At 64.3% G+C, this 24,281-nt stretch carries 17 protein-coding genes; 8 read left to right on the top strand and 9 right to left on the bottom strand.

The genetic code is table 11. The features are described from left to right. The first annotated feature begins 34 nt into the window (after positions 1-34). Genes D4765_RS07220 through D4765_RS07230 form a run of 3 tightly spaced genes read left to right on the top strand, consistent with a single transcriptional unit; the run spans position 35 to position 4,045 of the window. Positions 35-1,330: a lipopolysaccharide biosynthesis protein gene (locus D4765_RS07220; protein ID WP_136641620.1), complete on the top strand. Its 1,296-nt coding sequence runs from the start codon at positions 35-37 to the stop codon at positions 1,328-1,330. Further along, the gene (locus D4765_RS19440) at positions 1,320-1,898 is read left to right on the top strand and encodes a hypothetical protein (protein WP_201799252.1); all 579 of its coding nucleotides are present in this window, start codon (positions 1,320-1,322) and stop codon (positions 1,896-1,898) included. Before D4765_RS07220 ends, D4765_RS19440 begins: the two co-directional genes overlap by 11 nt. After that, a complete protein-coding gene (locus D4765_RS07230; RefSeq protein ID WP_136641621.1) occupies positions 1,895-4,045 on the top strand; it encodes a carbohydrate binding domain-containing protein in 2,151 nt (716 codons plus the stop codon). The genes D4765_RS19440 and D4765_RS07230 overlap by 4 nt, the downstream gene beginning before the upstream one ends. Here the strand turns inward: D4765_RS07230 and D4765_RS07235 are convergent. Continuing rightward, a complete protein-coding gene (locus D4765_RS07235) occupies positions 4,039-5,757 on the bottom strand; it encodes a hypothetical protein (RefSeq protein WP_136641622.1) in 1,719 nt (572 codons plus the stop codon). The two genes, D4765_RS07230 and D4765_RS07235, sit on opposite strands and share 7 nt — an antisense overlap. Beyond that, a complete protein-coding gene (locus D4765_RS07240; protein ID WP_237280306.1) occupies positions 5,754-6,896 on the bottom strand; it encodes a glycosyltransferase family 4 protein in 1,143 nt (380 codons plus the stop codon). Before D4765_RS07240 ends, D4765_RS07235 begins: the two co-directional genes overlap by 4 nt. 154 nt (positions 6,897-7,050) lie before the next feature. Between D4765_RS07240 and D4765_RS07245 the strand changes: the two genes are divergently transcribed. Both D4765_RS07245 and D4765_RS07250 read left to right on the top strand, forming a co-directional pair. Beyond that, on the top strand, positions 7,051-9,237 hold the full coding sequence (locus D4765_RS07245) for a hypothetical protein (RefSeq protein WP_136641623.1): 2,187 nt from the start codon (positions 7,051-7,053) through the stop codon (positions 9,235-9,237). Between the two features lie 63 nt (positions 9,238-9,300). Next, positions 9,301-11,019 (top strand): DUF4214 domain-containing protein, encoded by a 1,719-nt coding sequence (locus tag D4765_RS07250; RefSeq protein ID WP_161580377.1) that lies wholly within the window; start codon positions 9,301-9,303, stop codon positions 11,017-11,019. 5 nt (positions 11,020-11,024) lie between these two features. Here the strand turns inward: D4765_RS07250 and D4765_RS07255 are convergent, their stop codons facing one another. The 7 genes from D4765_RS07255 to D4765_RS07285 are packed head-to-tail and all read right to left on the bottom strand — an operon-like array spanning position 11,025 to position 19,734. Further along, a complete protein-coding gene (locus tag D4765_RS07255; protein ID WP_136641625.1) occupies positions 11,025-12,506 on the bottom strand; it encodes a glycosyltransferase in 1,482 nt (493 codons plus the stop codon). Further along, positions 12,503-14,218, bottom strand: coding sequence for a glycosyltransferase (locus tag D4765_RS07260; protein ID WP_161580378.1), 1,716 nt, complete (start codon positions 14,216-14,218; stop codon positions 12,503-12,505). The genes D4765_RS07255 and D4765_RS07260 overlap by 4 nt, the downstream gene beginning before the upstream one ends. 25 nt (positions 14,219-14,243) lie before the next feature. After that, positions 14,244-15,734: a hypothetical protein gene (locus D4765_RS07265; protein ID WP_136641627.1), complete on the bottom strand. Its 1,491-nt coding sequence runs from the start codon at positions 15,732-15,734 to the stop codon at positions 14,244-14,246. Beyond that, positions 15,731-16,594, bottom strand: coding sequence for a glycosyltransferase family 2 protein (locus D4765_RS07270; RefSeq protein WP_136641628.1), 864 nt, complete (start codon positions 16,592-16,594; stop codon positions 15,731-15,733). Before D4765_RS07270 ends, D4765_RS07265 begins: the two co-directional genes overlap by 4 nt. Next, positions 16,591-17,781, bottom strand: a complete 1,191-nt coding sequence (locus D4765_RS07275; protein WP_237280307.1) for a glycosyltransferase family 4 protein — start codon at positions 17,779-17,781, stop codon at positions 16,591-16,593. Before D4765_RS07275 ends, D4765_RS07270 begins: the two co-directional genes overlap by 4 nt. After that, complete coding sequence (locus tag D4765_RS07280; protein ID WP_136641629.1) at positions 17,778-18,743, bottom strand: GDP-mannose 4,6-dehydratase; 966 nt, start codon at positions 18,741-18,743, stop codon at positions 17,778-17,780. Before D4765_RS07280 ends, D4765_RS07275 begins: the two co-directional genes overlap by 4 nt. 4 nt (positions 18,744-18,747) lie before the next feature. Beyond that, the gene (locus tag D4765_RS07285) at positions 18,748-19,734 is read right to left on the bottom strand and encodes a GDP-mannose 4,6-dehydratase (RefSeq protein WP_201799253.1); all 987 of its coding nucleotides are present in this window, start codon (positions 19,732-19,734) and stop codon (positions 18,748-18,750) included. Between the two features lie 73 nt (positions 19,735-19,807). On the opposite strand from D4765_RS07285, the gene D4765_RS07290 reads away from it, so the two are divergent. The 3 genes from D4765_RS07290 to D4765_RS07300 all read left to right on the top strand — a co-directional run bounded on the left by D4765_RS07290 (position 19,808) and on the right by D4765_RS07300 (position 24,278). Then, complete coding sequence (locus tag D4765_RS07290) at positions 19,808-21,667, top strand: glycosyltransferase (protein ID WP_136641631.1); 1,860 nt, start codon at positions 19,808-19,810, stop codon at positions 21,665-21,667. A 237-nt stretch (positions 21,668-21,904) separates the two neighbouring features. Continuing rightward, positions 21,905-23,635: a DUF4012 domain-containing protein gene (locus tag D4765_RS07295; RefSeq protein ID WP_136641632.1), complete on the top strand. Its 1,731-nt coding sequence runs from the start codon at positions 21,905-21,907 to the stop codon at positions 23,633-23,635. Between the two features lies 1 nt (position 23,636). After that, positions 23,637-24,278 carry a GtrA family protein gene (locus D4765_RS07300; protein ID WP_136641633.1) on the top strand — a complete coding sequence of 214 codons (642 nt, stop codon included), beginning with the start codon at positions 23,637-23,639 and terminating at the stop codon, positions 24,276-24,278. Positions 24,279-24,281 lie beyond the last annotated feature (3 nt).

The following is a 24,281-nucleotide window of genomic DNA, read 5'->3' on the forward strand; positions in this document are numbered from 1 at the left end:
ACGTTTGCCGTCAAACCACCTAGAGGACTCTACAGTGCCACCCCAACTCTCCCGTAAAGCGATCGCACGAACAGCCATAGTCGGCGTCGCGGCCATTGTGGCGGGATTCGGCAGCTATGTGCTTCTCGTTGTGGTCGCCCGCGGCACGGCATCGACACCTGCGGAATACTCCAACTTCGCTGTCTTCTGGTCGCTCACGGTCACGATAGGGCTGGGGTTCTTCTATCCCCTTGAGCAGGAGACGGCCCGCTCGATTGCAGGCACCAAGCCGGTCGAGGGCGGCAGGATGGCGCGGTACGTGGTGACCTGCGGGGGTGCCTTGGCCGTCGTGACATCGATTCTCGCCCTCGTGCTGCTCACACCCTGGGGGGTGTCGTACATCGGCGAGCCCGGGCTTGTCGTCGCGCTGGTGCTGTCGTTCGTCGGCTACGCGGTTCAGTACCCGATTCGGGGGCTCATGTCGGGAAGTCACCGCACGACCCACTATTCGGCAATCCTCGCTGTCGAAGGCGCGCTTCGCATTGGGCTTCCGCTCGGTGTTCTGATCGTGGGTATTCACTCGGCTCTGCCATTCGCTTTCGTCGTTCCGCTGGCAGCCGCAGCATCAGTACTTCCGGTGTTCATCCAACGCGACCGGAGCTGGCTGCGTTACGACCGAGTACGGCCGGCGCTGTTCAACAGCCGGCTCGCGCGGCTCGTCATCGCGGCTCTCTCGATCCAGCTGATATTGAACAGCGGCACGCTGCTGGCGAAGGCCTTGGGCGACCCCGCGACTGACAGCCTCACTGGCCAGATACTGAACTGTCTGTCGATCGCCCGGGTGCCGGTCTTTGCTTACCAAGTGGTACAGATTCTCTATCTGCCCCGTTTGGCCGCGCAATGGAAGAGCAATGACGTGCGCGGGGTGAAGCAGACCCTGATGGTCGCGATCGGTGCAGCACTCGCAATCGGTGTGGTGCTCACGGTGGGCATGGTGTGGCTGGGACCGTGGGTTCTGAGCCTGCTTTTCGGTTCGGCCCTTGTGCTATCAGGCCAGGGGATTCTGCTGGTCAGCCTCGGTGTGGCGGTATTCCTGATCGCCCTCGTGACGTCAGATGGCTCGCTCGCCCTCGGCCTTCATTCCCTCGTGATCCGGTCGTGGGCGCTCGGCGTGGTGGCTGCTGCCGTGCCTGTGTTGCTGTTGCATGACGACGTGGCACGGGTAACCGCCCCTCTGATCGTCGGAGCCTCCGTTGCCTTGGTGCAGCTGGCAGTCGGCCTCGGCCTGCGGGTGAGTCGTACCTCGCACACGGCTTCGCCTGCCGCTAACATCGCTAGCAATGAGTACTGAGCGGCGCGGCAAATGGGGAATCCGGGTGCTTGTCGCCCTCGTTTTGGCTGCGGTTGTGGCGGGTGCAGTGATTTTCTTCGTCACGACGGCGCCCCGTGACGGGGTGGCAGGGCCCACCGCAACGAACACAAACACGGTGACACCGACACCGACGCCGACTCGAACCGCGGTGACGCCGACACCCAGTGGCACCTCCACTGGAGCAGTTCCGACTCCCTCGGCCACGCCCACGCCCACCCCGACTCCAACCCCCTCGACCCCTGCAACCGGTGCGGTCACCCCCTTTGTCTCGTCAGCCGCGTACTCGGCAGCTGATCGTTCGATCTCTGTCAGTGCGTTTGTGCCCCAGATCATCGAGTCCGACGGCACGTGCACGATCACGGCCACTCGGGGTGCGGCCTCGGCCTCTGTGTCGGTCGAGGCAAAGCCGTCGGCGACGACGACCGATTGTGGGTCGAACTCTCTACAGTCCTCGCAATTCGCCAGTGGAGACTGGAGCGTGGTGGTCTCGTATTCGTCGAGCGAGTCTCGGGGCAGCTCCAGCGCAACGACGGTGACCATCCCGTGAGGCTGTCTGCACGTCGACCGTTCCGGCTTCTGGCCGGAGTGACGGTCGCCCTTCTGGCGGTTGTTGGTCTCTCGGCTGTCGAAGCGGTGTCTGCGCCTGCGGCTCAGGCACTCAGCGGGTCGTCGTTCGACGCGGGCAACATCGTCAGCGACGCAGTCTTCTTCAACGGAACAACCATGGGCGTCGACTCGGTGCAGGCCTTTCTCGCCTCACACGGGTCGAACTGTTCTACGTCAGGCGGGTCGCCGTGCCTGAAAGACTTCTCGCAGGCAACCGCCACCCGGGCAGCTACCTCTTATTGCCTAACCTACAACGGTTTGGCTTCTGAGTCGGCCGCCCAGATCATCGTCAAGGTGGCACAGGCCTGCAGCATCAACCCTCAGGTACTTCTCGTGATGCTCCAGAAGGAGCAGGGTCTCATCGATGCGTCGTCAACGTCGTCGTACATGTATCGATCGGCGCTCGGCTACGGTTGCCCAGACACGGCCGCCTGCGATTCGACCTACTACGGCTTCTTCAATCAGGTCTACTCGGCCGCGAGCCAATTTCAGAGCTACACGAAGAACAGCTCGTCGTGGAGTTACCAGCCCGGCAGAGTCAACAACATCTTGTACAACCCGAACACGTCGTGCGGTTCGGCTCCTGTCTACATTCAGAACCAGGCCACAGCCAACCTGTACATCTACACGCCATACCAGCCCAATGCGGCGGCGCTTGCGAACCTTTCCGGTTCGGGTGACGGATGCTCGGCATACGGCAACCGCAATTTCTGGGTCTATTTCAACAACTGGTTCGGCAGCCCGACGGGAGGGGGCCTTCTCTCGCCATCGTTCGAAGGCGGAGCCGTGGGGTGGGCGCCGGGCAACGGGTTCGTCAATCGGGTGACGTACAACGACGCCTCGATTGCTGAAGATGGGTCGTGGTTCTACGCATCGAACACCCCGGTAGCCGGCCGCTCGATAGCGCAAGATGTGCAATACCCCCTGACCGTTGGTAACCAGGTCACAGCGAGTATCTGGTTGAGATCATCTACGTCGCAGTCGTTCAGCGGTCGGGTGGCCCTCTGGGGCATCGGTGGGTCTACCGAAGTCACCAGCCAATCGTTTGCGGTGACCGGTTCGTGGCAGCAGTTCACTCTGCGACTGCCGGCTCGGGCTTCGGCACACTCGAGCGTTCGGTTGGAGGTCTATATGGATCAGACGGCCGGAACGCTGTACCTCGACAACGCGGCGATGTCGTTCGGTCAGGCCCCGCCGGTCAAGAACCTGATCTCCGCCCCGGGTTTTGAAGGTGCCCTGGGAGACTGGGGGCCCGGCAACGGTTTTGTGAACCGGACGGCGTATCAAGACGCCTCGATCGCGCACTCGGGCAACTGGTTCGGTGCAGCGAACACCGATGTGGCCGGCCGATCGATAGCCCAATTGCTGTCAGCATCGCCGAACGTGGGTGATCGCTATACATTCTCGATCTGGGTGAAGTCGTCAAACCCTGCCAAGCCCTTCAGCGGTCACCTTGCTCTGTGGGGGCTCGGTGGTGCCCAATCGATAAACAGCGGTCTCGATTTCACAACTACCGCCGTTTGGACGAGGGTCACGGCGACCCTCGACATCACGGTCGGCGGTATGAGCGCTCTCAAGCCTGAGGTCTACATGCAGTCCACCGGCAACACGATCTATCTCGACGATGGGCTGCTGTCGAAGAACCTTCTGACGGCCGGCTCGTTCGAGAACGGCTCATTCGCCAATTGGAACTCGGGAAAGGGCACAATCAACCAGGCTGTCTACAGTTCGACGGCAACAGGTCTTCCCGCGCAGGACGGGGAGTACTTTGCTGCGACCAACACGACGGTGGCTGGCAACTCTCTCGCACAGACACTACCGAGGGTCACGATGACCGGCGACACGTATACCGCCGACGTGTGGCTGCGATCCTCCGATCTGGCCGGTACCTTCAGCGGTACGCTCGCCCTCTGGGCGCTGGGAGGCTCGGTTGAGGTCGGAGCGAAAGACTTCACCGTCGGCGGAGGGTGGACGCAGGTGACAGTAGACCTGCCGATCGCCAATGAAGACCACACCGAACTTCGTTTTGAGATCTATCAGAAGACCACGGGCAACACGCTGTTCGTGGATGGCGCTCAGGTCTACTGAAGCTTGTAGACCCACACGCCGCCGTCGAGCACGCCCGGCCCGAATGCTTTGTCGGCGATGTCTTTCCATTTGACATCGACCGCAGTCTGGTCGGCCGGAACCAATACGAGACCCACGTTGTACTGCTTGGCATACCCAGGAAGCGCTGAGGCGAAATCGTACGTCTGGTCTTGTGCGAACATCGCCGCTCCGACCGGATTGTCGAGGGCGGCCGGACGGTTCGCGCCGCCTCCGTTTCCTGTGGGCATGTCGAATTCGAAGTCGAGGTCATCGAGCCACCGCATACCGGGGCCCCACTGACCCGGAGGGAGAACCAGAACGTTTTCACCGGGTGTGATGTCGCGCTTGAAATCACCTGTCGTCACGTAGGGCGGGTCGCTGGCCAGCGTGGGAAAGCTCATCACTGCGAAACCGGGTAGAAGCAGTACGCCGGAGATAGCGACGGCGACGGCCGTCATGACCCGAGGCACCACTTTGTTGGCCCAGGCATGCGCCAGGAGCACGGTGATGGCCATGAAGCTGAAGGCGGTGAAACGTGCCGGTAGAACGTGGTTCAGGCCCGGTACATGCAGAAAGATGTTCCAAGGCATCCAGATGGTGTTCTGGCCATTGATGGTGAGCAGGGGGCCGAAACTCATGATGAGGCACAAGGCACCGAACACGGCGACTCCTGCAATGAGCCTGCCCCTGGCGAAGCGAGAGTAGATGGCGAGCAGCACCAAGAGGGTGATGGGAATGAAGGCGCTGTTCTCGGCCGCGTTGCCGAGCCATGTTGCCGTGACGGCTTGCAGGCTCGCCGGCGCGAATCGGTTCAGATACGTCGGCACGAAGATATTGGTGAGCTCGGTGCTGTACCACTGCGGTGGGTTGACCGCAGCTTCGGGAATGCCTGCCGTCACGGCGGCGACGATGACCGGGATCGACAGAATGACGCCCAGAACGACACCACCGGCGAGCCAAGGCAACACCCTCCAGAGCTTCACACGGAGCTCACGATCGGCGAAGATGACCGCAATACCGAAGGCGAAGACGGCGAACAGCGACTCGGTCATGAAGAGCTCGGTCGATGCGCCCGCCGTGAATGCGAGAACGACCGCGGTAATGACTCCGACCCAGACGGGGCGGAGCCGCCCTTTCACGCAGCGTACGACCAGATACGCGATGAGAGGCAGCCCGAATACCCACATCAGGTTGAGATGGCTCAGTGAATGAGCGAGGAAGTATGGGCTGAGCGTGGCCAGGAGGCCCGCGCCCGTTGCGCCGATGATCGAGCCGAACAGTTCGCGGGTGAGAAGGTAGACGGCCGCACCGCAGAAGAAGATCGAAAGCAGGAACGCGGCGTTGAAGCCCGCCGTGCCGCCGAAAAAATACGACACCGGGGCGACCAGTATTGAGACACTCGGCAGGGAGATGGCGTTTCCGAGGTCGAGACCAGTCGGTGCATAGAGGTTCGGGGTGAAAAAGGGATTGATGAAGTTCGTGAAGGCATGCACATTCCACGACAGGTAGAAGGCAAACGACTCTGAGTCTCCCGGATTCGACAGGCGCTTGTCGGCGAAGTCGAGCAGAACAGGTCTGCCCCAGAGAAGCAGAGTCGAGAGCACTAGAAACGCAAGTGGCCACAGGTGACTGGTTCGACTGAAACGGCGGGTGCGATGCGACCGACGGTCGATCGTTGGCAGTTCCTGTATGGGCGCGATGGTGTCGGTCATGGCCGATTTCTCTCTGTGGGGGTGCCGACCGAGGCGAAAAGCAGGGCGTACTGTGTGATTGTCTTCTCGGCCGAATACTCGTGGTTCGCCCGCTCGGATCCAGCGGCGTTGTCGAGCGGGGCGGAGTTCAGGGAATCGAGCGCGCGAGTGATGGCGCTCGCATCGGCGCGCTTCACGATCAGGCCGAAACCGGTCTTCTCGACGGGCGTCTTCACGCCGGGTAGATCTGATGCAATGGCGGCCACACCCAGTTTCATTGCCTCGACCTGCACGATACCGAATGCTTCGAACGAGTTCACGGAGGGCAGCGCGAAGACGTCTATCGAGGCGTAGAAGTCGGCGAGCTCGTCGTCGCTCAGAAAACCGAGCAGGCGAACGCGGGTGTCGTCACCGATCTCTGCCCTCACTCGCTCAACGATGCTGCCCCCGGCAACCTTCGTGTAGTCGCCCGCGATGAGAAGACGTGCATCAGGGTCGCTCACCTTCTTGAACCCTTCGACAAGGTATTCCAGGCCCTTCTCTTCGACCAGGCGGCCCAGGAACCCCACATGCAGACCGGTGCCAGAGCGAAAGCTTGGCAAACCGCCCTCGTGCAGCCGAGTGGGCGGCGAGATCGCTGTTCGCTTCGCGGCTGGCATGCGTGCGGCGAGACGGGAGTATTCGGCGTAGTCGTCACTCGAAGGCACGACCGCCACGCTGCGGTTGAGCGCCACTGAATTCGATCGATCCATCACGGCCGTCTGCAGGCGGTTGAACAGCCCGCTCGGAAGCGATATATCGCATTGGTAGGTGGCGACGATCGGTGTTCCTCTGAGCGCCAGCGCTATCACGCCGCTCTCGATCATCGGCATGTGCAGGTTGACCACCGTGGCCTGACGGCCGTACCGGATGGCCGTGCTGACGAATGACGGGCTGATGAGCCCCTTGCCGATGCGAGCCACCACGGGAGTACGAACTACCTGCACGCCGTTGATGCTCTCGAGCCGGGGCAACGTCGGATCGTGCGCTCCAGCGACGACCAGCACCGTCTGGCCGCGAGCGACGAGCCCCTCGGCCACGATCCTCGCAGCCTCAGTGAGCCCGCTGATGTAGGGTGCGTAGTAGTTCACGGCCATCACTACGTCATACTTCTTGGCCAAGCTCGGCTCTCCTCTGCGGTTTCGAACGCGCCAGAGCGGGACATCCGGTAAATCAGCCCCGATTCTATCAAGACGCTTGTAATAACCTCGGATGTCGGTGTGGTGATGCGATGAAAGCTCTGCATCAACAGAAGACAACCCTGAGGGAGAAACAATGGTTGCCGTAATAGTCACCGTGGCACTTGGGCTCGCAGTGTTGTCGCTCTTCGGCTTGGCCGTTCTCACGATGGTGGCTGCCGAGGTGCGCGCCGCGCTCTTTCCCGCTCTGCCGTTGTTCGGTGTTGCATATCTCGTCGTCGTGCTGCATCTAACGGGTCTCTTTCTGCCGGTGCGGCTCGGTGCCTTCATAGCGGCGGCAGGCGCGCTCGTCTTGCTTGCCGTCTTCATCTGGCGAAAGCGGAGCGTGCGCTTAGTGCCTCGGGCATCCGCGCTGGCTTGGCTTGTCACTGTGGCAGTCGGCAGTGTCGGAGCAATGCTGGCGGTCGTGCCTTCGCTCATTGCCCGTTCACCCCTCGCCATCGAACCGACAGTGAAGAATGACGCTGCCTACTATGTGGGTGTTTCGAAATGGCTGCTCTCGAACCCGATCACTCACCTTCCGAATATTGGTACCGCTCCCGGCCCTGACACCGTCTCACCCGCCTTCGGGCCTGCACTCGAAAGTCTGCGGCTCGGGTTGAGGGTCGGCCAAGAGCTGACTCAGGCTGCGCTCAGTGCGCTCACGGGCCTCGACCCGATCGCGGCCTTCTCTCCCTGGCTCGGTCTGTGGGTGCTTCTCATTCCAGGCGGAGCTTGGGTGTTGGGCACCGCTTTCGGTCTCAGAGTCTGGGGCCGACTCGTGTTGGGCGCGGTGCTCGTCACCTCGTTCTCTCTCATCAATCAGGTACTCAACCAGAATGCCGACTCGCTGCTCGGAATTGCTCTTGTCGGGCTGGTCGTCGCACTGGTGGCGAGCTCGGTGCGCTCCCGTTCTCAGACGGTCTTCCGAGCGCCGGTCTGGCTCGCGGCGCTGCTTCTGGCGTCGCTCGTCGGAACATACACGGAGTACATTCCGTTTGCCGGCGCGACGCTGGCGTTTGTGGTGCTTGTCGGGCCACTCGGCGAGCTGAAGTCTGCTCTCGTAAAAGGAGTGCAGATTGTGGGTCTGTCTCTCGTACTCGGCCCCTTCATCTGGTTTCGAGCCGTTCAGAACACTCTGCTTGTCGGCTCGATTGCAGCCGGGGGCGCAGGCTCTCCTTCCTCGTTTTTCGATTCAGTCGGTCATCTACTGGGCCCGCTGCAAGGGCTGTTGTTTCCCGCGGCCGGCTCGGTGGTCGTGGGGCTGCCCTCTCGACTCATTCTGATGTTCACCATCATCTGTGTCGGAGTCGGGGTTGTGGCCGCCCTCATCTCGCGGGTGAGTCGCGCCTACGCACTCGGGGCGATGTTCTCTGCGGCAGTGGTCGTCTATATCGCCACCCGCGGAGCCGACTACGTCACAGGTCGTGCATCAGATATCGTCATGCCGCTGATCCTGACGGCTGCCGTATTGGGCTGGTTCGCCCTTGCTCGCTGGGCGCACGTGCCGGGAAGGTCGACATTGCGCGGGCTGACGATAGTCGCCGTCGCCGTGATGGTCATCGCGACGACGGGCCTCGGAGTTCGTGTCTCGCTGCTGAACACCGTCAATGAGTCCGGTGACGACAGGGTCGTCACCGCCGATTACCTTCAGGCCGCCAGCTGGGTTCAGAAGCTCAGCAATGACGCAGGGGTGACAGTCGCGACCGGAGATCTCTTTCAGCAGCTGTGGTTGAGCGAAGCGCTGTCGGATCATTCGCGCGTCGGTTACGTGAACCTGCGAGGAGATCTCGGGTATCGGGCGAATCTGTCTTTGCTGAGCTATTGGAACACTGCGGCAACACGCTATGTCTTGGTGGGAAGGGGCGCATTCGCCGCGTACGACGCCGATGCCGTTGTCGACCAGAATCGGCAGTTCACTCTGCTCGACATGACCAAGAATGCCACCGTTGCAGTACCCGTGGTGACGGCGGCGAGCTCGCCGAGTTGGTTGTACCTCACAGACGAGACGGGCGCCATTACGAGTGTGTCGGCCGGAAGTATCCAGATTCTGAGCGAACGCCACGACCTCAGCGGGATTTCGCTGAACATCAGAGGGCTGAGCGCCGGAGATGCGGTGACCTTGAGTCAAGGTGGCACTTCGCTCGAGGCGCAGAACGCTGTGAATGGTAGAGCCAGCTTGCGACTCGACGCTGTGGCTCTCAGCCAATCACTGGCCGAAGTGAGCGTGGCTCCCAGTGTGGAGCCCGGCGGCTTCACACTCGAAAGTCTCACCGCGCGGTGAGCCAGGGCTCCGCTACACTTCCAATAGTCCATAGGGGGTTCACAGGTGAAGCAGATGCGCGCCATGATCGCAATCGCTGTCGTCGTCGTTTCACTCGCGTTTGCCTCGCCAGCCCTTGCCGAGACGGCGTCGCCCGCAGCAGCGCACACCATCAGCGGGCACGTGAGCGTGGGTGACAAGAGCCATCCGGCGACATTCGGGTATGTGAGCGTGAGCTATCTCGAGAAGGTGAACGGGGTATGGCAGGCCGGTGACGGCGGTGCCTACACCTCGGACACAGGTGCTTACGCTCTTGACGTCGGTACCGCAGACACGGTGATCGTACTCGCCCAGAACCGCTCCGGTGACGGACTCTACCTCAACGCGCAGACGGCAGACGAGAACGGAGATCAGAACGCACCCGGCATTCTCAAGGTGACGACTGATCTGTCGGGCATCGACCTGACAATGCCAACCGCGGGCACACTCGATGGAGTCGTGCTCGATGCCTCGGGCGCACCGGCTGCGTCTGTGCTGGTCACCCTCTACATGCCGAGCGCCGGAAACACGTACTCGGGAGACTCCAATCGCACGGGGCCCGACGGTGTCATTCACATGGCCCACCTGGCTCCCGGGAGCTACGTGCTGGTGATGCAGGATGCAAGCGGTGGGGTCATGGGTCCGGGTCAGTATTATGGCGGGTCGGCCGCGAGGCCCACCGCGGCAACGGCAATGCCCATTTCTGTGGCGCTCAGCCAGCACATCACCGGTTTCGTTGCGCATTTTGCACAGCTCGGGTCGGTCACCGGGAGCATCGTCTGCGACACGTGCTCTTCGGTCGACACGCTCTCGATCGGAATCGATGTATTCGACCAGCAGAACTCCCAGTGGGTGCCGATTGACGCGAATTTCTCGAACAGCACTCCTGGCAGTTTCACCTATGACGGGCTCTTTCCCGGTACCTACCGAATCGAACTCGTCTACACCGGGCCCAACGACTTTCGCAACCAGACGTCAGCTGCGATCATTGTCGGCGATGGCGCGGCAGTTGTCACCTCGTTCATATTGGCTCGCCCAGCGACGGGCGCGACGGGCGTGGACGCCCGCACCAGCTCGTTTCTGACCGCACTTTACTTCGACTACCTCAACCGTCGCCCGGCCGGCAGCGATGTGAATTTCTGGGGAAAGTATCTCGCGTCAGGTTCTCCCCGAAGCTCCGTTGCCGCCGGGTTTGTGAACAGCGACGAATACCGTCTCATACGAATCACCGAGGCGTACCACACGGTGTTGAATCGCGGCCCCGACCCCGCGGGCCCGCAGAACTGGCTCGCTGCGATGAAGCGAGGTGACATTCAGACTGACGACGTCGAGCAGAGCTTCTACGCATCGCAGGAATTCTATGCTCGTGCGGGTAGCAGCGATCTGTCGTGGTCTGCGGCGCTCTACCAAGTTCTGCTTGGTCGCCAGCCGGCGTATTCCGAAGCGGCGGGCTGGGCCAACCTGACGCGGATGTACGGCCGGGACTGGGTGGTTCATGAGTTCTGGCGAGCTCATGAAACGGCAAAAGACCGTGTAGCGGCGATGTATACCTACTACCTGGGCCGCCAGCCCGACCCTGCCGGGCTTGATGGCTGGACAACCTATGCTCTCCGTTACGGTGATTCGGCCACCCGCGCGCAGATCACGGGTAGCGACGAGTACTTCAACCGAGCTCAGACCACGTACCCGGCGTCAACAAGCGCATCGGCACCGCTCAAACAGGCCGAGGGCCAGGTCGGACCGTTGTCAGAACTGGCCCGCTGACGCTGTCACCCCGTGAACAGATTCCACAGGACGGCCGCATAGTCGTCCCACGTCACGAAGCTGTTCGCGGCGATCGCGGCGCGTTCGGCGTCGGCGAAAGCGTGGTCGGTGAGAAATCGTTCCAGGGCGGATTCGAGTGCGTCATCGGAATGCGGATCGATTGTGGTTACACCCGCGTACCGGTCGGCGATCTCTTGCATGCTGCCCACATTCGACGCGATCACGGGCGTGCCGGCTCTCAGAGACTCGACGATCGGCAGACCGAATCCTTCGTGAAACGATGTGAAGACAGAGACGTCTGCGAGGCGGTAGCTCGACGAGAGCAGAGCGTCGGTTGCGGCTTTGACCACCGTCAGCGGGTACCCGTCGTCACGCATGCTGCGGGTAAGGTTCTCAAATGCCGCGCTGTTCCAACCGGCGCCACCGATGAAGACGAGCTGAAACTTCAGGCCGCGTCGCCAGAGCGAGCGAGCGGCTTGCAGAACCGACAGGTGATTCTTTCGGGGCTCGTGCGAGCCCACGACCAGAACCATCGGCGTCGCGTCGATCTTCAGAAGCGCCCGGGTCTGTGTGATGTCATCGTCGGTTGGAAGCAACGAATCTCCGCTCAGGAACACGGCCTGCACTTCGGGGCCCGTTCTGCCAGATGCCGCGAGGGCGTTCTTCCAGGCGCGGAACTCAACGGCTGTCGATTCGGAGATCGTCAGCACGCGCTCGGAGTATGCCACGGCATCGAGGTAGAGCGGAAAATGGCTAGCGATTCCCTCAGATGCTGTCTCCCCGCTGGTCACGGGTACTTGGTCGTAGCCGATGTAGGCCGTTCGAGTACCGGAGAATCGCGCCAGGGCCAACAACCGTAACGCCCGCCCACCTTCGGCCGAGAGCTCGGGCACGATGAGCAGCCCGCCGTTCGGAATGACGATGGGTGCTGGTTGCCGGTCGTTGTGTACGGGCACCAGCTTCGCAGATTCGCTGTCGTCACCGTCTTCGCGAACGGCCGGGTGAATGCGTGCTGTCTCTTCGGGAGTCAGCCGCCGCAGTGAACTGCGGTTCTCTGTCCAGGCCAGCAGCGTGATCTCATGGTGGCCGACCCAGCGACCCACCGTTTCTCGCACCACACGCTGAATGCCCGAGATCTTGTCGGTTCCACTGGTGTCGTGCACGTCGACGAGAATCGCATCAGTCACGATCTCGACCGTCGCGCTGTAGCCGAAGATGGTGGAGTCAGCGCGGGGCCGAAGGTCGCGCAGGGCCGCGGCGGCACCGCTCAGCTTCACATGCCTCCGGAATGTGACAACGTCGTTCTCGAATGGCAGTTCTGCTCGCAGTGTCGCCCAGGTCAGCCAGATGTTCGACCAGGTGGGATTCGTGTCGAGCGCCGATGCCAGTTCGGCCGTGAGTTCGGCGTGAGTGCTGCCGTGAGGCACCCCGCCGAACTGGGTGATCAGTGTGGCGAGGTTCTTCTTCCAGTCGTCGTCGAGACTCATCGCGAACCTTTCGTGCTCTGGCGCACAGCGGCCAGAATGTGCTGGGCGTAGTCGTTCCAGGTCGTGTCGTGTCGGGCATCGATCTCGCGCTCAAGCCGCGTCAGCACTTCGTCGTCGAGCAGCTGGCGCATGGCATCGACGATCGAGTCGTCGTCGCGAGGGTCGATGGCGAGGCATCCACCGCCCTCAATGATCTCGAGAACGCTGCCGTAGCCCGTAGCGGCGACGGGGGTGCCAACGGCCAGCGACTCAGCCACCGGAAGGCCGTAGCCCTCGTGGAACGACGCCAGCACACTGAACCGCGCCGAACGATAGGCCGACGCGAGCCCTGCCTCGTCGATATCGCGTCGGAGCTGGATGGGGCGGCCCTGTGAGCTGAGCGATGAGACTGCATCCGCGACCGCGGTGTAATGCAGATCGCCGTGGCCCCCGACGACCATCAACCGAAATTGGGCGCCTTCGCGCCAGAGAATCTCTGCCGCGTACACGACGGCGAGCTGGTTCTTTCGTTCTTCGTTGCTGCCGACGGTGAGCACGAGGGGAAGAGCGTGGCTCGTCTCGGCGACGCCCTCCAACCCGGGAATGTGCTCAATGGGCAGCGGAACTGCCTCGATGCGGGGCCCCGGCAGCCCTTGCGGCAGCAGCGAGGCGCTGAACGAGCCGAACTCTGCAGCAGCAGAATGTGAGATCGCCACAGCCGTGTCAAAGTGTTTCAGCATCGAGAGGTAGTTGACGAATCGCAGGCTCTCGAGGCGGTGTACGAGGCTGCCGCTGGTCGACGGAATCATGTCATAGACGATGGCGGTCGTGGTGTTGGAGGAGAACCGCGCGAGCGTGGCCAGCATCTCGGCCCCGCTACCGTTCGGTATCTCGGGTAGAAAGACGGTGGTCTTCCATGGAACAACCAGTGCAAGATCAGCATCGTCGAAGTCGCTCTTTTCGAGACGCTTTTCTTCGTTCCAGTCAATGACTCGAGTGTGTTCTTCGGGTTCAAGCCCGCGCAGCGCGACTCCGTCATCGGTGAGCGCAACGAGCCGCACGCTGTCGAGCGGCCAACGCTTCAGAGTCTCCCTCGTCACGCGCTGTACGCCTGAATTGAAACCCGAACGGGCCGAGAAATCGACGTATGCTACGGCGACGTCGGTGACGACCTCGATTTGCCTATGCTGCGAATGGTGCCTCGCGGTCCAGACACCTGAATGTGCAAGGATACGCATTGCGGCGTCTCGATCGTCGGTGCCCCGCAGGTCGCGGGCCAGCCCCAACAATTGAGCCTGGTCGGGAAAACAGCCGCTCACGGCGACGACAATCAACCAGAGCTCAGCGTTCGAGCGTGTTGAGCGCACTTGGTGGGTGACGAGCCCCAGCAACTGCTCCAGCGACAGAGTCGAGAGATCAAAACTGTGATCGGCAACGAGCAGGGGCACGATCTGCGCGAGGCGTTCCCGCAGCCGGTGCCGAGCGTCATGCAGCCGCGCCTCGCCGTGGGTCAACGGATTGCTCAGCCGCATTCTGCCGGCGCGGAGCGCGTTCAGGCGCTCGCGAGCTCGAAGGCGTCGAAGCGGCGCCGTCACGCGCCAACTGAGGCTGCTGCGCATTTCTTCTGCGGTCGGACCCCCGCTCGCCACGTCGCCCATTACATGGGAGAGCCAGCCATCGATTTCGATTCGAGACGGATGAGCGACGGCGAACGAGTTCAAGGCTTCTGGCACGGGATCCATGCTAGCGCGGACGATTTCAATACAGCGCCCACAGAGAGGCGTACGGGTCGAACGGAGCTGCGAACGAATAAATGGCGAACCCGTCAACTTCTGTACGTTCGAAAGCTCCTACCGCTTTGGTACCCGACTTCAGCGCGGCGTCGTTCTCGTTTCCCGCCTGCACGACGACGACCCGGGGGTCGAGGGCTGCCGCCGCAGTTTCATAGGGCGCATAGCGACGAGGTTCGGAGAGCGACGCAGCGGTGACGTGCTCGTGGGTTTCGGCCGCGAGGGAATAGGCAATCCAGTAATCGCCGTACACCGCGGTGACTCCGCGGGAGGTGAGGTAGTTGCCGAGGCCCGTGATGTCACCCACCCCGTAGCGACCGGCTGTCGTCCACGAGAGGGTCGGTTTGACGACAGCGATGTGCGTCAGCGTCAACCCCACGGCGAGTGCAACAACAACGACCGGAACCCATCGCACTCTGACGGCAGCGTAGGCGAGCGAGAGGGTGAGGGCCGGCAGCAGATAGACGCTGTAACGGGTGTCGTTCGCCGAGAGAACGACTCCCGAACCCACCACGATGACGAGGGAGGCCAGAGCGGTTCCCAGGAACAGCGCCGCCGCCCCGGGGTTTCTGTGGCGCACGGCGAGAACACCGAGCAGTACCAGAAGCGCCGCACACGCCAGAGCGATCAGAATGCTCGGGATGCCCCCGGCCGCGCCGAACGTGCTTGCCAACGTGCTCGTGAACAGCGTGACGAAGCCGCGCGGGCTGAAGTGTGAGGCACCCTTCGGGCTGAGCGCCCCGAGACTGACGCTGAAGGCGATGAGCCAGGGGAGGGCCCCCACCGTGGCGGCGAGGGCAGCGGCGACGATCCGCTTCCAGAGCCCCGGGGCGCGCCGCTGGCGCAGCACGAGAATGACGATGGCGGGAAGTGCGAGTGCTGCTGCCATGGGGGACTGCCAGAAGGCAAGGCCGGCCAGCAGGCCGACGGTTGCCCACTGCAGAACGGGGTGACGCGCATCCGTTCGCAACGAGACGATGATGACGCCGAGCCCCAGCAGGAGGCTGGGGCCGTAGAAGCCCGGCTCACTGATAGAGACCTTCAGCGTGTAGTACCCCGAGAACCAGAAGACGATACCGGCGACGGTACCGACGCGCGTGTCGAAGAGCAGGGTACCGAGCTGCCGCACGAGCACGGCCACCCCGGCGAAGATCAGCGTCGCCACCACCGAGAGCACCTCGATGTGTGCGCCGAACACCAGCATGGCGGCGCCGGCGACGAACTCGAGCAGGGTACCGCCGTAGGTCTGGCCCCAGAAGAACCAGGCAATGTCGCCTTCGCTGATGTGCTTCGCCACGAGGTAGACGATGGCGTTGTCGGAATCGACGGTGAACGCGGGGGTGAAGAGCAGCGCGATGCGCAGTGCCACTCCCGCGGACAACAGTACCCAGAATGCGACAGCCCACGCGCGCCCGTCGGTGTGGCTTCGTTTTGTGGGTACCCGCTGGGCCGTCGTCATGCTCGGCGGGCTCCCACGATCGATCGGAGCCCCAGCCCCACCCGAAGCGCCACCCGAACGGGCAGGTAGTACCACTCGTGGTACCGCTTCGCGAGGTACAGGTACGCGCTGTGGTGGTGCGCCTTCAGCATGGCTGCCGAGTGGCTGCGTGTGCTGGTGCCCCCGGCATGCATCACGGTGGCGGTGGGTACGTAGAGCACCGAGTAGCCGGCCAACCCGAGGCGCTCGGCGAGGTCGACGTCTTCGAAGTACATGAAGAAGCGGTGGTCGAAGCCGTCGACGGCGTCGAAGGCAGCACGACGCACGAGCATGCACGAGCCGGAGAGCCAGCCCGCGGCGACGGGGTCGGTGCCGGTCGTGGCCGACTTGTCGGCACGCAGGTACCGTTTCGACCACGGGTTCGCCGGCCAGACGCGGTGCAACACAGCGTGACCAGCCCCCGAGGTGAGAGAGGGCAGGTCACGGGCAGACGGGTAGATGGTGCCGTCGTCGTTCGTCACGCGGGGGCCGACCACCCCGATGCGTTCGTCACCCGTGGCGACCCGCATCAGTTCGTCGATGCTGCCGGGCTCGAACTGCACGTCGGGGTTGGTGACCAGAATCCACTCGACCTCCGGGCCGAGGGTGGCTGCCGCGAAGTTCACGGCGCCGCCGTAGCCGAGGTTCGCGCCGGGCGTCAGCACGGTGGCGCCGGTGCCCTCGAGTGCGCTGAGTGGGTCTGACGCGGCGTTGTTCACGACGCAGAGCTCGAGGCCCGACCGGGCGGTCGACGCTGCCGCTGCCGGCACCGAGGCCAGGCAGCTGAGAACGTCGTCTTCAGAGAAATAGCTCACGGTCACGAGGGCCACGGTGCCGGTCATCGGGGGCCTTTCTTCTCGGTCGTCAGCTGTGTCGATGGATGCCCGGCGGCGCGATACGCCACTGCATGCCGGTCAGCGCAGGCCTGCCATGTGAAGCCCTCGGCACGCGCCGCGCCAGCACGGGCCAGCCGGCGCCTCTCGGCAGGATCATCCAGAAGCGCCGCCAGCGCACGCCCGATGCTACCCGGGTCGACATCGCAGTAGCTGACCGCGTCGCCGCCCACCTCAGGCAGCGAGAGCCGCCGGGTGGTGAGAACGCACGAGCCGCTCGCCATGGCCTCGAGCACGGGAAGGCCGAAGCCCTCGCCGAGGCTCGGGTAGGCCGTGAGCAGCGACCCGCCGAGCAGCGAGCGCAGGTCATCGAGCGGCAGGTAGCCGAGGGTGCGCACGTCGAAGCCGCTCGCCACGGCTGCGGCCACGGTGTCGGCGACAGACGAATCCCAGCCGGGGCCGCCGGCGAGCAGCAGCGCCGGGCGGTCTGCGGGGGCGTGTGCCGAGACGGCCTCGACGTAGCCGCGCACGAGGGCAGACACATTCTTGCGCGGTTCGAGAGTGCCGAGAAATGCGATCCACGAGACCGGCTGAGGGTCGAGTGTCTTCTGGAACGCCGCGATGTCGTCGGCGGTGGGCAAGTGAAACACGTTCTGGTCGTACCCGAGCGGCGCGGCGAACACGCGTGCTGATCTCGCCCGGGTGATGCGGGTGAACTCGTTCGCGGTGGCGACGCTCGGTGTCACAACGGTGACGTGCGCGAGCGCTGCAGCGCGGATCCAGCCGCGAAAGAACAGCCGCTTGACCCTGCCGTGCACCGCGGGGTCGGTGAAGAAGGTGAGGTCGTGCACGGTGACCACGCGTGCGGCCCTCGTGAAAACGGGAAACGTGTAGTGGGGCGAGTGGATGACCGCTGCCCCCGCTGCTCTGGCCAGCCGAACCAGCCCGGTCTGTTCCCACACGAACCGCAGCGCGGTGCGCTCCGCCCACGCGGGCGCCGTCACGACGCTTCCGACGCCCGAGGCCTCGAAGTACGTCCGGTCGCGCTGCTGGCACACCACCACAACGTCGATGCCGTCGCGGGCGAGCAGTGGAATGACGCTGTCGACGTACCGGCCCACCCCGCCGCGGTTGGCGGGAATCGCGGTCGCATCGACCAGCACACGCAGAGCGGGCGCGGGCTCTCTGCCGCTCACTCGTCGAGCAGCGCGAGATCGTTGTCGACCATGCGCGCGACGAGTTCGTCGAAGCTCACCGTCGGCTGCCAGCCGAGTTCGGTGCGCGCCTTCGAGGCATCGCCCAACTGTTCCGCCGGGTCGACCGGGCGAACGAATTCGGGGTTCACCACGACGAGGTCGGCCCAGGAGTCGATACCGGCCCGGGTGAACGCGGCGTCGAGAAAATCGCCGATGGTGTGCGAGACGCCGGTGGCCACGATGAAGTCGCCGGCTGTCTCGGCGCCGGCAGCCCGGCGCATCGCGTCGACGTAGTCGGGTGCCCAGCCCCAGTCGCGGCGGGCGTCGAGGTTGCCGAGTTCGAGCCGGTCTTGCAGCCCGCGGCTGATGCGGGCCACCCCGGCCGTGATCTTGCGTGTCACGAAGGCCTCGGGGCGGCGCGGTGACTCGTGGTTGTACAGAATACAGTTCGACGCGTGCAGCCCCCGGCCACGGAACACGCCCACCGACAGGTGCGCGTACGCCTTCGACGCGCCGTAGGGCGACGACGGCCTGATGGCGGTGGTCTCGGTCTGCGGGGTGACCTCGGCCTGGCCGAAGATCTCGGCGCTCGACGCGTGCACGAGGCGCACGGGATGCCCGGCCTCCTGCAGCGCGTACGCACTGCCGAGCAGCCGCACCACCACCTGGCCGTTCACAGCCCCTGTGAGCACGGGATTCTGCCACGACGCGAAAACACTGCTGACGGCCGCCAGGCTGTACAGCTCGTCGGGGCGAACGGCCGCCACAAGGCTCTCGAGGGCATCCGGTGCCTGCAGATCGACCTCGTGAAGCGTGAGGCCCGGGCGCTCGCCGAGAGCCCGCAGGTTCTCTTCGGTACTGTTTCGCACGACCCCGTGCACCTCGTAGCCGTCGGCGAGCAGGGCCTCAGCGAGGTACGACCCGTCTTGGCCTGAGATGCCGGTGATCAGTGCAACGGGCACGGGTCTAGAGACCGGCCAGAGCTTTTTGCTCGACGACGTCGTTCTCGACCATCATCTTCACGAGTTCTTCGAAACCGACCTTGGGGCTCCAGCCGAGGGCCTTGGTGGCCTTCGCGCTCGAACCGATGAGCAGGTCGACCTCGGCGGGGCGCATGAACTCGGGGTTCTGCTCGACGTACTGCTCCCAGTCGGTGATTCCGACGACGGCGAACGCCTTCTCGAGCAGCTCTTTGATGGAGTGCGTCTCACCCGTGGAGATGACGTAGTCGTCGGCCACGTCTTGCTGCAGCATGAGCCACATCGCCTCGACGTAGTCGCCGGCGAAGCCCCAGTCGCGGCGGGCGTCGAGGTTGCCGAGCACGATGCTCTTCTGCAGCCCGAGCGAGATGCGGGCGACGGCCTGCGACACCTTGCGGGTGACGAACTCGGGGCCGCGGCGGGGCGACTCGTGGTTGAAGAGCACGCCACTCGAGGCATGCATGCCGTACGACTCGCGGTAGTTGATGGTCATATAGTGGCCGAAGACCTTGGCGACGCCGTAAGGCGAACGCGGCCAGAGAAGTGTGTCTTCGTCTTGCGGAACGGTCTGCACCTTGCCGTACATCTCGCTCGAGGAGGCCTGGTAGAAGCGAACCTTCGCGGGCTCGTCGCCCGAGTAGAGGCGCACGGCTTCGAGGGCGTTCAGAACACCCTTGGCGGTGACCTCGGTGGTCAGGCTGGCGTTCTCCCACGAGTACGCGACGAACGAGATGGCGCCGAGGTTGTAGAACTCGTCGGGCTTCGCGGCTTCGAGCGCGCGAATGAGGCTCGACAGGTCGGTGAGGTCGCCGGTGAGAATGTGCACGCCGGGCAGGGTCTTCTCGACCAGTGCCCGCTTGGGGTTGTTCTGGCCGCGAATGAGGCCGTAGACCTCATAGCCCTTCGACAGGAGAAGTTCTCCGAGATAGAGGCCGTCTTGGCCGGTGATTCCGGTGATGAGAGCGCGGGGCATGATTCCTCGTTGTCTGTGTCAGGGGCTTCTGCGATAGCCCATGCTACTGGGCCCGATCAACTAGTATTCCATGGTGGATGCCCCGACCGAGTCTGACGTGCCTGAAGGCGACCGTCTACTTCCGCTGAGGGGCACTGTCGTGAAGGGGTCGGCGGGTGCCGCTTCGGTCGCTGCCCTGGCCGGGCGGCTGCGCCAGATCGCGACCGTCATCCTGCCGGCAACCGTGCACTCCCACTCTGACGCGGGTGAGCTTGCCGCCGCGCTGGCCCGGCAGCTCCGCTCGTCGCTCGACGAAGCCGACATCTGGCTCGCCATCGTGGGTTTCAGTACCGTCTTCCCCACCATCGACGAGGTGCGGGCGGTTCGCCGGGCCCTCGCGCTGGCCGCTGAGGGTGTCGAGCTCGCGGCCCTGTTCGACGCGCTCGAGCCCGTCGTCGAACGCGCGGCGACACCGGATGCCCCGCTCGAGCTGCTCACAGGAGCCACCGTCGTCGACGCCAACTTCAGCGGGCGCTTCGACCACAACACCGGCGTGCAGCGCGTGCTCCGCGAAACGGTCTCGCGCTGGAACCCCGTTCATCCTCTCGCCCTGGTCTGCTGGAATGACAGCGGCACGGCGCTTCGGCGCCTCACCGGCCGCGAGGTCACCCGGGTCACCGACTGGGCCGCGCATCATTCGCTGAGCCTCGCCGAGCGCCAGGAGCGCGAGCCGCACGACCCGGCCCGCGACACGATCGTGGTGCCGGTTCGCTCGGTCATCGTCGAGATCGAGGTGGCGCAGCCCGAGACGGCCGCGGCGCTCGCGGCTCTCGCCGCGGTCAGCGGTAATCGCATGGGTCTCGTCGGTCACGACATGATTCCCTTCGTCAGCGCTCAGGGCCAGGCGAGTGAGGAGATCGAGCGGTTCGCGCGTTTTCTCACGGTGGTGAAGTACGCGCACCGGGTCTCGGGCGTGAGCGCGTCGGCCGCGGCCGAGTTCGAGGGCTTCGTGCACGCCGTTCGCGCCCAGGGGCTGCCGGGTCCCGACGTCGTGGCGGTGCCGTTGGCCATGAACGCGCCGTCGGCTTCGGCCCGGTCAGCGTTGGGGGAGCCCAGCGAACGGGCGGCCGCCGATCAGCTGCCCCTCGTGCTCGTGGTCGGCAGCCTCGAGCCGCGCAAGAACCACGACGCCATTCTGTTCGCCGCTCGTCGACTGGCCTCCTCGGGCGCTCGATTCCGCCTGCGCTTCATCGGCGGCGGCGGTGCGGCCGCCATCAAGCGATTCGACGACGATGTTCGGCTCGCCCGGGCGGCCGGCCTCGACGTCGAGGTGCTGCGCGGGGCGAACGACACCGTTCTGCTCGACTCGTACCGGCAGGCCCGGTTCACGGCCTTTCCGTCGCTGCACGAGGGCTTCGGGCTGCCGGTCGCCGAGTCGCTGGCCCTCGGCACCCCCGTCATCACGTCGAACCACGGCAGCCTGGCTGAGATCGCCGAGGGGGGCGGATGCCTCACCATCGATGCTCGCGACGACCATGCGCTCGAACTCGCCATGGGCCGCCTGCTGAGCGACGACGAGTTCTACGAAACGCTGCGGGCCGAGGCCCTGGCCCGCACTTTCCGCACCTGGAACGACTACGCCGCCGACCTCTGGGCCGCCCTCGTGGAGCCGCTCGCCGCGTCGATCGCGGCCCGGGCATCCGGAGCCGCCACGGCCCACCCCGAGGCCACGGCCCGCCCCGCGGCCGACGCCGACCGGTTGCTCGCCGAATGGTGGCAGGCCGTCAGCGCCCGTGCTGCCGCAACCCGCGCTCGTGAGAACTCTCTCGTGTTCAAGGCCCGAAAGGTGGTGCCACTGGCACGGTTCTTCGTTGCTCGGTCTCGGGAGATGGGTGTTCCTGCCGCCTCGAAAGCCGCCTGGCGGGTTGTGCGACGCCGTCTCGTTCGAGGCTGATTCGAAGGCAGCCCTTGCTACAGTGGGGCAACCTGCCGCCGACCCCAGGAGTGCTGAGCCATCGCGACCCCACCCACTGAGCCCGAAGGGCCCGATGCGACGAGGTCTGCCGACCCCGGCCCCGCTGGCCAGCCTGCCGCTCTGAGCGGCGAGACGGTCGAGCCCACCCGCCGGCGTGACAGACGGAGAACGTCACCCAAGCGGCGTCGCCGGCTCATTGTCGGCGGCTCTGTTGCCGTGCTGGTCATCGCTCTCGCGTGCGTGGTGGGCTACGTGGCGAACCAGGTGCTGCAGGCCAAGTCATCGCTCGAGGCCGCACAGGCCTCGGTGACCCAGATCCAGTCGCAACTGTCGAGTCTCGATGTCAGCGCTCTCTCGGCATCGGCGACCGATTTCGCAGGCCACGCACACGACGCCGCGACCTACACGAACGACCCGCTCTACAAGCTGGCCGAGATCGTGCCGGTGGTCGGCCCGAACCTCACCGCCGTACGCGAGCTCTCGGGCTCGCTCGACAGCATCGGCAGCCAAGTGCTGCTGCCCGTCGTCGATTTCTCGAAGACGCTCACGCCCGCGTCGCTGAAGCCGGTCGACGGCAAGCTCAACGTCGCCCTGTTGACGAGTGGTGATGCGACGCTCGCGTCGGCCGACGCGGCCATCGTGGCGAATGTGGCCACCATCTCGGCCATCCCCACCGATGGCACGGTCAGCCAGATCTCGTCGGCGAAGACACAGCTCGTCACCGCGCTCGGCAAGGCGCACACCGAGATCGGTACCGTACGCAGCACCGTCGCCACCGTGCAGAGCATGCTGGGCATGAACGGGCCGAGGCACTACGTTCTCGCCTTTCTCAACAACGCCGAGACGACCGGCCTTGGCGGCGGCCCCGCGTCGCTCTCGATGCTCACGGTCGACAATGGGGCCTTCGCGCTCACAGACCACGCGTCGAGCCAGGATTTTCCCCTCACCGACGGCCCTGTGCGAGACATCGACCAGAACGTGAAGAACATCTTCGGCACCGGCGTGGTGTCGACCCTGAACTGGTCGACCGCACGGCCCGACTTTCCCACCGCAGCGCTCACCATCCAGGCCTTCTGGCAGAAGTACAAGGGCGGAACGGTCGATGGCGTCATCTCGATCGACCCGATCGCGCTGTCGTACCTTCTGAAGGCAACCGGTCCGATGACCCTCACCTCTGGCGAGCAGATCACCGCCGACAACGCTGTGCCGCTGCTGCTGCACGATATCTACCTGCGCTTTCCTCCGCTCGACATCGAGACCGGGTCAGACGCGTTCTTCAAAGATGCCGCGGCGACAGTGTTCTCGGGGATCACCAGCACGAGCGCCGACCCGCAGACCCTCATCGATGCGGTGAACAAAGGCATCGACTCGGGCAACATCTTGGCGTGGAGCCCGATTCCGGCCGAACAGAAGCTCATCGCCAGTTCACCGCTGCAGGGTGTGTTGCCCACCGACAACGCGAAGTCGACTCTGGTCGGTACCTACTTTCGTGACGTCACGACCTCTAAGGCCGACTACTGGATCCAGTCGCACGTCGACCTGAGTACCGATGTATGCACGAACCCCACCAACCCCACGTTCACCGAGACCGTCACCCTGCACTCCACGATGACGGTGGCCGAATCGGAGACTCTTCCGCGCTTCGTGGTCGGTGGCAACTTCGGCGGAACGCAGGTGAGCACCGAGGTGTACATCTACGGGCCGGTCGGCGCCTCGACCGGTGAGCAAGTCGCGGGCACCACGAGCGTGAGCGCTGCGGTACGATCGTCGGCGAGCGATCTCGGTCGACCGGTCGCACGTTTTCTGGTGAACCTGAAGCCGGGCGAGACCAACACGGTGACGGCGTCGTTCAGCGGCGTCGGCGGTGTGTACGGGCCCCCGGTCATCCAGACCACGCCCATGATGAATACGACGACGACGGCTCTAACCGCGGCGGGGTGCAAGTAGGGTGTTCAACCGACTGGCGGCGGCAGGCCGCAGCTTCTACGGCACACTGATTCGCTACCTGTTGAAGTTCGGAATCGTGGGAGGCATCGGCTTCGTCGTCGATTTCGCCGTGTTCAACTGGCTGCTCGTCGGCGGCCTCGGTGACCAGCATCTGCTCTCTGGCCCCCTCGGAGCCAAAGTGGCCGCCGTGGCAGCCGCCACCATAGTCACGTGGTTCGGAAATCGGTACTGGACCTTCAGGGAGCACCGCCGCACGAACTACATCAAAGAGCTGCTCGAGTTCTCTGTCGTGGCCGTCTCCGGCCTGCTGATCAACCTGCTCTGCCTGTGGTTCTCGCACTATGTTCTCGGTTTCACCTCGCTGCTGGCCGACAATATTTCGGGCCAGTTCATCGGAACGGGCTTCGCAACCCTCTTTCGCTTCGCGCTCTACCGCTACTGGGTCTTCGGCCACCACCGCGGTCACGCCGTAGTGGATGCAGAGCAGAAGGCCGAGCTTGCGGCCGTGGCGATCTTCGAGAACGACGATGCGGCAGAGGCGCGCGCCAGTGCGCCGCACGCACCGCGCCCTCCCCACGCACTGCGCCCTCCCCACGAGCCCCGCACGCTCCCCGACGACACAGCGAAGGGCCCGCGCCTATAATTG

The organism is Subtercola vilae (assembly GCF_004923255.1).
Taxonomy (GTDB): domain Bacteria; phylum Actinomycetota; class Actinomycetes; order Actinomycetales; family Microbacteriaceae; genus Subtercola; species Subtercola vilae.